Here is a 12,429-nt window from a genome sequence, read left to right as displayed (position 1 = left end):
GGCGTCGCGAGGGGCGAGACGCCGGCGCGGTGAGATCGCTAGTCGAGGGCTCGCGCCACGGACGCGACCTCTCGGCGATGGGCCGCGACTACGCGCGCGACGTCACGTGGTGTGCCACGCTCGACTCCATGAGTGCGGCGTTCGAGGTGTGAGCCGCCCCGGTTACTCGCGGTGCGCGCGCACCATCATCACCAGGCCGACGCTTCCGAACGCCAGATCGCCGAGCCACGCCGCCAATTGCGGTGGCAGCACGCCGCTGTGTCCGAACGCCTGACCGGCGCGCATGAAGGCGTAGAACACGAATGCGATCGCGATCGAGAGTCCGAATCCGAGTGCCGCGCTCTGGAGACGCAGGCGGGTCGCGAGCGGCGCTCCGATCAGCACCACGATGAAATTGACCAGTGGTAGCGCGAGCTTCGCGTGCAGGTCGACCAGGTAGTTCGCAACCCGTGCGCCACTCGAACGCAGGCGGGTGATGTAGTCGCGCAGCTCGAACACGTTCATCTCGTCGGGCTCGCGCGTCTCGCGCGCGAAGTCCTCCGGACGCTCGAGAATGCCGGTGACGGCGAGGCGCGCGAACGGCTCGGCCTTCTCGACGGTGCCCGAGAACGTGCGCACGAAACCGCTCGTGAACTCCCAGCGTCCACCCTGCCAGGTGGCCTCGGCGGCGTCGATGCGGCGCACCAGATTCCCGGCACGGAACTCCTGCATCGTGACCTCGTGCATGCGCCGTTCGGGGATCACGTAGAGCCGGATGTAGAAGATGCGTCCGCGCTGTCCCAGGTAGGTGACGTCGGCGCGCTCCGACTGGGGGGGGCGCTGGATATGGCGGATCCGCTCGCGGTAGATGCGATCGCGTTCGCGGTTCGCGTGCGGCACCACCGCCTCGTTGAACACGAACGCCGCCACCGTCGCGAGCGCGGCCAGTCCCAGCACCGGCGACAGGATGCGCAAAAGCGAGATGCCGTTCGACCGCATCGCGGTCAGCTCGCCGAATTTGTTGAGCTGACCCATGGAGAGAAAGGTCGCGAGCAACAGTGCGATCGGCATCACCAGCACCGACCACTCCGGCACCCGATACGCGTAGAAGCGCAGGATCAGCGCGATCGGCGCACGATTGTCGAGGAACACGTCGATCTTTTCGAACACATCGACGATCACGAACAACGTGCAGATACCGAACAGCCCGAGCACCACGTAGATCGAGAACTCGCGCAGGATGTAGCGGTCGAGGATTCTCATGCGAGCGCCGGCCGCGCGGCGGGGGACGACCTGGTGCGGCGGTGCCACGGCAGCCGGACCTCGCACGCCGCAAGCGTCCAGCGCAGGCCCAGCAGGCCGAGGATCGCATTCGGCAGCCACATCGCGAGCCACGGCGTGATCCACAACCGGTTCGCGAGCTCCTCGCCGCCGATCAGGCACAGCCAGTAGAACAGGAAGAACACCACCGAGAGGAACGCCACCGCCGGGCCGGTGCGTCGCACCCGCATCCCGATCGGAGCGCCGATCAGGACGAACACCACGCACGCGAACGGCAGCGCCAGCTTCTTGTGGAACTCGACCGACAGGTTCGCGATGCGCTTCAAGTGGGCGCCGCGCTCGACCTGCCACAGATCGAGCTCGCCGCGCAGGTCGGGACGGTCTTTCGTCAGGCGTCGGGTCGGATCGGCTCCGAACATCACGCGGGCGAACAGCGAGCCCACGCCGGGCCCGGCACGGGACTGCGACTGATCGAATGCGCGCAGCAGCGGGCTCGAGGCTCCGAGCGCCTCGAGTCGATGGCGCCGGTTCGCGGTCGCCTCGCGCAGCTGGCGAGCCGTGGTGTCGCGCTGGGCGAGCAGCATGAAGGCGTTCATCTCGCGATTGCCCCGTACTTCCCGAACCGAACGCTCGAGCAGCCCGCCGGCGCCCATGATGTTGATGACGTGGCGCTTGAAGCGGAGCCGTCGGTAGCGGCTCGCGTCGCCGGCCTCCGAGGGAACGTCGTGGATCTCGCCGTCCTCGAGCTCGAGCATCACGGTCGCGCCGTCGGGCGTGTACGAAAGCCGACCCTTCTCGGCCAGGATGGTCTTGGGCGGAGTGCCCGGCTCACGCTGATAGATGATCACCCCGCGCAGCTCATTGGTGCGACCGTTGACCGAACGCACCAGCAGGTCGTATCCCGGGAAGTCGCGAATGAATACGCCTTCCTGGAGCCGTACGGTCGGGCGCATGCGAAAGATGTCGAGCATCAGCGTCGCGAACGAATGGTTGGTCTCCGGCAACACGAAGTGATTGAAGCCCACCAGCGTCATCGCGAGCACGGCGGAGGCGATCAGCGGTCCGATCATCACGCTGAACAGATGGACGCCGCTCGCCCGCAGTGCCGTGATCTCGTTGTCCTGCGACAGGCGTCCGAACGTCATGAGTGCCGAGACCAGCACCGCGCACGGCACCGACAGGGCGATCACGAATCCGAGGGACAGCAGGAACAGCTCGACCACGGTGACGACCGGAACCCCACGGTTCACGATCAGGTCGAGATGGTCGAATACGGTGTCCATCACCAGAATGAAGGTGATGACGCCGAAGCCGAGAAGGAACGGAACCAGGTGCAGTCGGAGGATGTAACTACGAAGGAGCCGCACGGGGGGGCAGCCTACTCCATCGAGCCTCGACCGGCGACCGCTTTCCGGCTGTAAGGGCTTTGACCGTCAAGGCTTGGACTGTTACGGTCGCGCGCGCGCTCCCCTCCGGGGAGCGCTTTCGGCATTTACCACCGGGATGCATACGCTCATCGCCCTTCCGCTTTCCGCGCTGTTGCTGGCCGCTCCGGGCATTCCTGCGCTCGGGTGGCTCAAAGCACTCAGGCCCAAAGCGGCCGTCCCGGCCGACACGATCCCACCGCCATTTCGCCCCGCGAGCGTGTTCGTGCTCGAGAGCCGGTTCCTGAGGGCGGCGCTGCCCGCGATCGGCCCCCGCCCGGTCGCCCTCTCGATCGCGAACGACCCGCGCCGCGTCAAGGTCGACTTCGACGCCACCGCCGGCCGGGTGCGCTACTCGATCGAGAGTTCGGGAGTTCCGCTCGGCTCGACCGCGCGCCCGACCACCGCGGCGTTCGCCGCGGACCTGCGCGCGCGCACCTTCGAGAAGTTGTGGCGTGAGCGTGCGATCGAAGCGGTGCTGTCCTCGACGCCGGCCGCGAGCGGGGTGGTCGGGGGGTCCCGCAGCGGATTCTCGCTGCCGCTGCCCGACGTGTTGCCGCGCCCGGTGCGGGCGCTGCTCGGATCCGGAAGCCCTGCGATCAACGTGTTCGGCTCGGCGAACCTGTCGATCTCGGGGCAGAGCAACTGGACGAATCAGCAGACCGGACTGCTCGGCCAGCGTCGCTCGCTGTTTCCGACCCTGAACGTTCAGCAGGATCTCAACATCCAGGTCGAAGGTCAGCTGTCGGACCGCGTCAAGGTCAACTTGCTGCAGAACTCCGCGTTCCAGATTCCGCTTCAGAACAAGATCGCGATCAACTACAAGGGCGACGAGGACGATCTGGTCCAGAGCCTCGATCTCGGCAATACGAACCTCACCCTGCCGGGCACCCAGTTCGTCTCGTACAGCGGCCGGAACGAAGGACTGTTCGGCGCCAAGCTCGCGACCCGCATGGGGCCGTTCGACGTCACGGTGCTGACCAGCAAGCAGGAGGGGCGCAGCGAGCGCGCGAGCTACGCGGGCGGCTCGAATCAGCAGAGCCCTTCGATCGCGGATCTCGACTACGAGAAGGGCACTTACTTCTTCCTCTACGATCCGAACCTCGAGCCGTGGAAGTTCATCGACCCGCCGAGCATCCAGCTGTTCCTCGACGAGGGGTCGTATCTGAACACCGCCGGTCTGGTGCGGGCGCGGGCCTACATCGATCCGACGCTTGCCGTCACGCCGTCCGACAGCGCGAACATGGTGCGCGGCAACTTTCGGCCGCTGCGACCGGGGGCGGGCGGTGAATACGAAGTGATTCCGGATCTCTACGGCGATCGCTTCCTGATCATCAAGCTGCGCAGCCGCGTGACCGGCGACGGACAGATGCTCGCGGCCTCCTATCGGTACCAGGGCGACGTGAACGGCGTGCGCACCGGTCCGATGATCGCGGTCGGCGGCGATTCGATCCCCGAGATCGACGGAACGCAATCGTTGCGACTCAAGCTGCTGCGCTCGAAATCGGACTCGCTTCGGGTGGTGAGCAACACCGAGCTGTTCGATCGCACCAGTCCGTTCGTGGTGCTGCGCGATCTCGAACTCAAGAACATCTACTCGCTCGGCGGCCAGGGCATCGACCTGAAGACCTTCGAGATGTCGATCGAGCGCGGTGACGACGATCCGCCCGAAGTCACCTACCTGTCGGGCGGCCAGGTGCTTCCGTACCTCGAGCTGCTCGGGCTCGACAACTACGACGAGACGAGCGTGGTGACCTCGGGCCGCTTCGGGCACGACGGCCGGGTCGACGTCACGACCGCACCGATTCAGGCCACGCGACCGCTGGTCGACATCACGAGCGGCTTGCTCTACTTCAAGGACCTGCGGCCGTTCGCGCCGCGGCTGACCGACGCGGACGGGGCGGGACCCTTCGACCGCGCGGTTTCGCGCCTGCTGTCGCGTCGCGATTCGCTGGTCGGCCCGGAGGATCAGCCGAACGGCGCCAACCGGTCGATCTACGACAAGCGCATCGTCAATCGCGAGAACGATCGCCGCTACTGGCTGAACTTCAAGTTCACGGCCTCCCGCGCCAGCAGCGAGATCGTACTGGGCCGCTCGAACATTCTCGAGAGCTCGGAGGCGGTGCGCGTGAATGGTCAGACGTGGCGACGCGACGTCGACTATCGCATCGACTACGACCTCGGGCGCATCACGCTGATCCGCAGCCTCGGGCCCTCCGACCAGCTCAACATCGACTACGCCTACGCGCCGCTGTTCGCACAGGCTGGTCGAACGCTGGTCGGCAGCGCGTTCTCGTGGGAGGGGCGTGACAAGCGCGTCGGCGGGGCGCTCATGTACGAAAGCAAGGGGGCGCAGGACCTGAGGCCGCGCCTCGGCGAGGAACCGAGCCGCACCATCATCGGCGACCTGAACACCGAGTGGCGATTTCGCCCCGACTGGGTGACGCGTCTGGTCGACGGCCTGCCCGGGGTGCGCACCACGGCGCCCTCGGAGTTCTACTTCAACGCCGAGATGGGCGCGTCGTTTCCGAATCCGAACACCCGCAACGAGGTCTACATCGACGACATGGAGGGCGCTCGCGACGCGGTCACGCTCTCGATGAGTCCCGAACGATGGCAATGGTCGAGCGTTCCTCTGCGCGTGGGAACCCAACGCGTCGATGCGCCGGGCGTCGAGCGCCCGCGCGTCAACGCCGAGGTGCACTGGTTCACGCCGCTGACCTCGATTCTGGAGCGCGATCTGCGTCCCTACCTGCTCGACCAGCAGGGGGCGAGCAACAATCACCCTGCGCTCGCGATCTCGATCCCGCGCCGACCGGCCGCCGCGAGCCCGACCGATACGCTGTGGACGGGGCTGACCTACGTCCTCGATCAGCAGGGGCTCGACCTGTCGCGGTCCCAGTTCATCGAAGTGTGGGTGAACGACTTTCGCGATGCGTTCCGTTCCGACGCGCCGGGCGGGCGCTTGCGCGGACGCAACGTGAAACTGCACCTCGACCTCGGCGTGGTGAGCGAGGATCAGCAGCGCGCGCCGAACGTGCCGCCGAACGGATCGCTCGACTCCGAGGACCAGGCGCCGCTCGATGGCGTGCTGCAGGTCACGACCGGGACCAGCCCCAAGAACGAAGACACCGGCGTGGATCAGCAGGAGAACGGCAGGGAGAATCCCACGCCGGCCCCCGACCTGGTGACGGCGGGCGGCGTCGATCTGAATGGCGACGATTTTTCGCTGCCGAACGAGGCGTTTCGGAACGACTTCGATCCGCGACGCTGGCGCGGGATCAACGGGCGCGAGAACAATCGCACCCGCTCGGATCGGATCGATACCGAAGACCTCAATCTGAACACCGGCCTCGACGTTTCCAACGACTACTTCGAGTACACCATCGACCTCGGGCTCGATCCGGCGAACGATCCGTTCGTCGTCGATTCGTCGTACGCGGAGGGCGCGCGCTACGTCAACAACAACGACCCGATTCCGGCCGAGAATGGCTGGCGCCTGTACCGCATCCCGATCAGCCACGTTTCGCGCACCCAGTTCGGCTCGCCGAACCTCACGCTGGCGCGCCATGTGCGGGTGTGGCTCGACGGCGTGATGGAGCCCGACCCCGACCCGTCGCTGCCGCCGCTGGTGGGCGACAACACCGGCCGGCCGTATGTGGTGCTCGGCGACGTCTCGATCGTCGGCAGTCGCTGGAAGGCCGCCGACCTCGACACGACGCAGCAGCTGCGCGGCACCACCAGCACGATCACCACGCTCAACAACACCGACAACGCCGACATCTACAGCTCGCCGTTCGATCCGGGTGAGCAACGCGAGGGCAGCCGCGCGGTGCAGCGGCGCGAACAGTCGATCGTGCTCGAGTTCGCGAACCTCGGGCCGCGCGACTCGCTCGAGGTCTATCGCTCGTTCTCGATCGACGAGGACTACACACGCTACGGAGCGCTGAACTTCTTCGTCACCGGCTTCGACGTGCCCGGCTACGTGCCGGGGATCGATTCGCTGCGCTACTTCGTGCGCTTCGCGTCGGACGATCGCGGCACCAATTACTACGAGTTCCGCGCCCCGCTGCCGATGCGGTCGGACGGCAAGATCGACTGGCGCGAGTTGCGTCTCGAGCTCACCGAGCTGTCGGCGCTCAAGCTCGATCCGGCGTATCCCCCGTTCGGGGGCGACGTGTTCTTCCGCGCGCCGGGACCGAGTCGCTATCCGGGCTCGACGATCGCGATCAAGGGGCGACCTTCGTTCACACGCCTGAGGCGCATCTCGTTCGGCGTCGTCAACGAAGATCCGACCCGTACGTTTCCGGCCGGCCAGTTGTGGGTCAACGAGATCCGCGCGCTCGACGTGAAGCGCGACACCGACCGCGCTCAGCGCGTGCAGATCAACGGCCGACTGTCGAACCTGATGAGCTACAACTTCAATTACAACAGTCGCGGCCCCGACTTCCTCAGCGTCGGCGAGCAGCGCGGCACCGGAACCGAGTCGAGCGCGCTGGCACTCGGCTCGACCTTCGATCTCCATCGATTCTTCGAGGCGACCGGCATCGTGCTGCCGCTCGGCGTCCAGTACCAGAGCAACACGCTGAGCCCGCGCTTCACCGCGGGAGACGACGTCGTGAGGGCCGGCGAGGTCGCGCGACGCAGCGAGAGTCGCACCAACAATCTCGGCTATTCGCTCGGCTATTCGCGTGCGTGGAGCGACCGCTCGAATCCGTTCCTGCGCTACACCCTCGGCGGCATCACGGCCTCGCTCGCTCAGACGCGCCGGCAGTCGATCAGCCCTTCGAACGCCGACACCTCGAGTTCGCTGAGCGGCGCAGTCAACTATCAGATCACGCCGCGCAGTCTGGTGTCGTTCCTGATTCCAGGCACCAAGACCAAGATGTTCCCGCTGCCCGAGCGCTTCTACTGGAACTACGCGATCGCGACGTCCGAAGCGCGTACTTACGCACGCCTGCCCGGCTCGAACGGCGAGCTTGCGCCGTCCTCGTTCAATTCCGGGCGCACTGCGTCGATCGACTTCGGCGCCTCGACTCGACCCATCGACCTGATCCGTCACGAATTTTCGGCGCGTCGCAACCTGACGCTTCCGGAGGATCAGCGCGAACAGCTGGGGTTCGTGAACCTGGGCCGAGTGGTGGCGTGGCGCCAGAGCTTCGAGTCGCGTCTGGCACCGCAGCGTCTCGGTCCGTGGGTCCGCCCGATCATCTCGCTGGGTTCGAACTACAACCAGAACAACGGCCCCGAACTTTCGTCCGATCTCGGCACTCGCGCGGTGACGAATGGCATGAACCTGACCGTGAGCCTGCCCTTGCCGTTCGATCGGATCTCGACTTCGGCGCTGGCGTCGCGGGCGCCGATCGGCCAGATCTCGAAGGCCGACTCCGCGGCGCGCGACAGCGTGCGCCGCCGCGGCTCGCTGGTTCCACTGTGGCGGCGGCTCGCGGCGCGACTCGGGAACATCACGACCGACTCGCGCCTGATCCGCAGCAGTTCGCATACCCGACTCGATGACGCGCCGGATCTGCTGTACATGGTGGGGCTCTCGCACGATCCGGGATTCCAGCGCGACAGCAGCGGGCTCACGAGCGCGGCCAACGGAAATCGGACCGACCAGTCCGACGACTGGTCCTCGAGCGCCAACTCGCGCATCGATGTCGGATTCGGCGCGACGCTCGGCTCGCGACTCGAGGTCGGCTCGCGGCGCTCGATCTCGACCGGGATCCGCAGCCGTTCGGATCGGCTGCGGTTTCCCGACGTCGAGGTCAACTACGGGCGCGTCCCCGAGATCCTCCAGCTCAAGCGGGTGTTCAACAATCCGCAATTCCAGACCGCGTACGTCCGTTCGACCAGCACCGAGTACCTGAACTCCGATCGGCCGACGCGCGACACCAGGACCAGCGAGTGGCGCCCGCTGCTCAAGTTCAGCGGCGATCTCAAGAACGGCACGCGCGGCGAGCTTCGCATCGAACGCCGCACCACCGAGTCGAACGAGCGGTATCTGGTGTCGTTGCAGCGGGTGGATCGCTTTACCGACATTCAGATGAGCCTCAATCGCTCGTATTCGCAGGGACAGAAGATCGTGATGTTCGGCAAGGAGACCACGGTGCGGCAGCGCGTCGATCTCGGCTTCACCGCGACCTACTCGCGTACCAGCGTCGAGCAGCGTCAGCCCGGAATTCGGCTGATCCAGCAGCTCGACGACAAGGATCAGATGTCCGCGAACGCCACCGGCGCCTACGGCTTCAGCGACAACGTCACCGGCAACCTGGAACTCGGTTTCCGTCAGGACCGCAACTTGCTCACCACCATCACGACGCGTTCGCTGCGAATCTCGGCGCGCGCGCAGTTCACGTTCTGATGCGCGCACGAGGACGGCTCGAGTGGGGAGGCGTCCTCGCACTCGCGTGCGCGACGGGTTGCACGCAGCGCGCGGCGCTGCCCGCGGTCGACCCCGTGCGACTCCACGCCCGTGTCGTGCATCAGGTCGCGCAGGGGCCGCGGGTTCCGGGGACTCCGGGCCACGCAGCGGTCCGCGACTGGATCGCCGCGGAACTCGCGCGCCTCGGAGCGCGAGTCGAACGCCAGCCATTCGTGGATTCGACGCTCGGTCGGCCGGTCTCGCTCGAGAACCTGATCGGCCACTTCGAAGCGGCCGGCGGCGGGCCGGGCGAACGGCACGTGGTGCTGGCCGCCCATTTCGACACCCGACCGGTGGCCGACATGGACACGGTGGCCGAGAATCGTTCGCAACCGATCCCGGGCGCCAACGACGGAGCCTCGGGGGTCGCCGTGCTGCTCGAAGTCGCAGAACTGCTGGCCGAACATCGCGCGCCGATTCGCGTCGACCTCGTGTTCTTCGACGGGGAGGACCTCGGGCGCCCGTCGGAGCCCGAGACCTATTCGCTCGGCGCGCGGGGATACGCGGCGCGGCTCGTCGCGCCGCTGCCGATCGCCGCATTCGTATTCGACATGGTCGGCGACCGCGACCTTCAGATCCATCCCGAGGCGTACTCGAGCGAACGAGCGGCGAGTCTCGTGGCGCTGGTCGCCGAGGCGGCGCAAGCGACCGGCTCCACCGGCTTCAAGCCGGGAGTTCGCTACCGGGTGACCGACGACCACCTGCCGTTGCTCGACGCGGGAATCCCGGCGGTCGACATCATCGACTTCGACTACCCCGCCTGGCACACGCTCGCCGACACGCCGGACCAGGTCTCCGGCGCCAGCCTGGCCCAGGTCGCCCGGGTGGCGGCGTGGATCGTCTACGCCAGCTCGCTCGCACGGCCACGTTAGCGTCGCTCGACCCCGCCGGCATGCGGCGGACCCGCTGTTGACGCGGCTCTGACGCGGTTCGCCGCCGCCGTCTGCGATGCCTCGCGGCGCGGTTCTCGAGCGGCCCGGCACTTGCTCTCGGGGCGTGCGGTCCTGTAGTTTGCGGGCCGGGAGTGGGGCTGGTGCGACCACTCCATTTTTCATCTTTGCGGGAGCCTGGAACGTGGATGTACGGGAAGAGGTTCGGCGGCTCGCGCGGCCGCTCGCCGAGGACGACGATTTTGAGTTGGTGGACGTCGAGTTCCACGTCCAGGGACGAGAGCGGATCGTGCGGGTGTTGCTCGATCGGCCGGGCGGAATCGTGATCTCGGATTGCGCGCGTTTCAGTCGCCGGTTGTCGGATTGTCTCGATATGAATCAGACCGTTCCGGGGGGCTATCAGCTCGAAGTCAGCTCGCCCGGCATCGATCGGCCACTGCGCTCGATCGAGGCGGTTTCGCGGTTCGTGGGCCAGCGCGCGGCGCTGACCACGCGTGACGCGCACGACGGGCGCCGGAATTTCGTCGGGGAGCTGCTGGTCCCCTCGGACGACGGCCGCGCCGGGTTGCGAACGGAAGATGGCATCGAACATTGGTTCGAGTGGGCGGACGTCAAGGACGCCCGACTCGTGGTGGATCCCTGGGCGCTGCTGCGTCGGGACGGAGGCAAGCGATGAGTTTCGAGATCCTCGATGCGTTGAGCCAGATCACGCGGGAGAAGTCCGTCGACCGCGCGCTGCTGGTGGAAACGCTCGAGGCCGGGCTCGCCAGCGCCGTCCGCCGCAAGCATGGCGCGACCGCCGACGTCGACGTGAAGTTTTCGAATGAGACCGGACAGATCACGATCACGCTCAAGCGTCACGTGGTCGAGGCAGTCGAGGATCCGGCATTCCAGGTCACGGTCGCCGAAGCGCGCGCCTATCCGCAATACAAGAGCGCGCAGGTCGGCGAGGTGCTGTCGTTCCCGCTCTCGATCGCGGAGTTCGGGCGCAACGCGATCCAGACCGCGAAGCAGGTGCTGATCCAGCGCGTACGCGAGGCGGAGCGCGAGAAGGTCTTCAAGGAGTATTCCGACAAGATCGGCTCGCTGGTGCGCGGCGTGGTTCAGCAGGTGGATCGCGGCAACGTGATCGTGAAGCTCGACCACTCCGAGGGTTTCCTGCCGGCGCGCGAGCAGATCCCGCGGTCGTATCACCGCCAGGGCGACTACGTGCGCGCGGTGGTGCTGAACGTCGACAAGTCGCTCAAGGGGCCGCAGGTCATCCTGTCGCGCACCCATCCAGACTTCCTGCGGCGCCTGTTCGAGACCGAGGTGCCGGAGATCGCCGACAGCATCGTCGAAATCAAGGCGGTCGCGCGCGAGGCGGGCTTCCGTTCCAAGATCTCGGTGTATTCGAACGATCCGCGCGTCGACGCCGTGGGCTCGTGCGTGGGGCTCAAGGGTTCGCGCGTGCAGAGCATCGTGCGCGAGCTGGGCGGCGAGCGCATCGACATCGTGCCGTGGTCTCAGGACGCCACGGTGTTCGTGTCGCGTGCGCTGTCTCCGGCGCGGGTTCTGGACGTGAAGTCGCACGAAGACGAACATCGCATGTCGGTGGTGGTCGCCGACGACCAGCTGTCGCTCGCGATCGGCAAGGGCGGCCAGAACGCGCGGCTGGCCGCGCGCCTGACCGGCTGGAAGATCGATCTGGTCTCCAAGAGCGAAGAGAAGAAGCGGCACGATCTCGAACGCGCGAGCCGCATCGAGGTCGAGAAGCTCGAACTCGGGGAAGCGACGACCGAGAAGCTCATCTCGGCTGGGATCGAGACCGTGCAGGAGCTGGTCGCGCTGCCGCTCGAGAAGCTGGTCGAGATTCCGGGCATCGGAGAAAAGACCGCGGAGCGCGTGGTGACGGTCGCCCAGGAGTATCTGGCGGCGCATCCGCCCGAGGCGCCGGCTGCCGTCGAGGCCTTTACACCCGAGATGGAAGCGCCCGACCCGTCCGTCAGTGCGGCGGCGAGTGAAGAGGCATCCGGAGACGCCGAGGCGCTCGCGGGTGAGGTGATCGCGCCGGCGCCGCCGGCGGCGAGCGAAACCCAGGGAGCGTAAGAAGTGCCGAAGTCGACCGAGAAGAAAGCGCGCGTTTACGAGATCGCCAAGGAACTCGGCATGTCGAGCGAGGCGGTCCAGCAGATCGCTCGCCGCATGGGAGTGGAGCTCAAGAACCACATGAGCACGCTCGCAAGCGAGGTGGTCGACAAGATTCGCGGGGAGATCGCGCAAGGCACCGCTGCGGTCAAAGAAGAACAGGCGCGCAAGCACGAACAGGAATTGCAGCGTGCGCGTGACGAGCGCGCGCCAGGCAGCTGCGGCGGCCGAGGCTGCGGCCGCTGCAGCCGCCGCGCCTCCGGCGCCCGTGACGCGCCCCGCCACCCCGACGACGCCGTCACCC

The 12,429-nt window shown here is 66.9% G+C and carries 7 protein-coding genes; 5 read left to right on the top strand and 2 right to left on the bottom strand.

What is annotated here, in order from left to right:
• Positions 1–162: 162 nt before the first annotated feature.
• Both HOP12_07170 and HOP12_07165 read right to left on the bottom strand, forming a co-directional pair.
• A complete protein-coding gene (locus HOP12_07170) occupies positions 163–1,242 on the bottom strand; it encodes a YjgP/YjgQ family permease (GenBank protein ID NOT33935.1) in 1,080 nt (359 codons plus the stop codon).
• The gene (locus HOP12_07165) at positions 1,239–2,627 is read right to left on the bottom strand and encodes a YjgP/YjgQ family permease (protein ID NOT33934.1); all 1,389 of its coding nucleotides are present in this window, start codon (positions 2,625–2,627) and stop codon (positions 1,239–1,241) included. The genes HOP12_07170 and HOP12_07165 overlap by 4 nt, the downstream gene beginning before the upstream one ends.
• Positions 2,628–2,763: 136 nt before the next feature.
• On the opposite strand from HOP12_07165, the gene HOP12_07160 reads away from it, so the two are divergent.
• From HOP12_07160 to HOP12_07140, 5 genes are all read left to right on the top strand, one after another.
• Positions 2,764–9,048, top strand: a complete 6,285-nt coding sequence (locus HOP12_07160; GenBank protein ID NOT33933.1) for a hypothetical protein — start codon at positions 2,764–2,766, stop codon at positions 9,046–9,048.
• Positions 9,048–9,980: a M28 family peptidase gene (locus HOP12_07155; protein ID NOT33932.1), complete on the top strand. Its 933-nt coding sequence runs from the start codon at positions 9,048–9,050 to the stop codon at positions 9,978–9,980. The genes HOP12_07160 and HOP12_07155 overlap by 1 nt, the downstream gene beginning before the upstream one ends.
• A gap of 202 nt (positions 9,981–10,182) precedes the next feature.
• A complete protein-coding gene (locus HOP12_07150; GenBank protein ID NOT33931.1) occupies positions 10,183–10,674 on the top strand; it encodes a ribosome maturation factor RimP in 492 nt (163 codons plus the stop codon).
• The gene (nusA, locus tag HOP12_07145) at positions 10,671–12,086 is read left to right on the top strand and encodes a transcription termination/antitermination protein NusA (GenBank protein NOT33930.1); all 1,416 of its coding nucleotides are present in this window, start codon (positions 10,671–10,673) and stop codon (positions 12,084–12,086) included. Before HOP12_07150 ends, nusA begins: the two co-directional genes overlap by 4 nt.
• Before the next feature lie 3 nt (positions 12,087–12,089).
• Positions 12,090–12,429 (top strand): hypothetical protein (locus HOP12_07140; protein NOT33929.1); only part of this gene is annotated, 340 nt, incomplete at its 3' end.

Source organism: Candidatus Eisenbacteria bacterium, from assembly GCA_013140805.1.
Lineage (GTDB): Bacteria > Eisenbacteria > RBG-16-71-46 > RBG-16-71-46 > RBG-16-71-46 > JABFRW01.
This window is presented reverse-complemented; position numbering and strand designations above follow the sequence as displayed.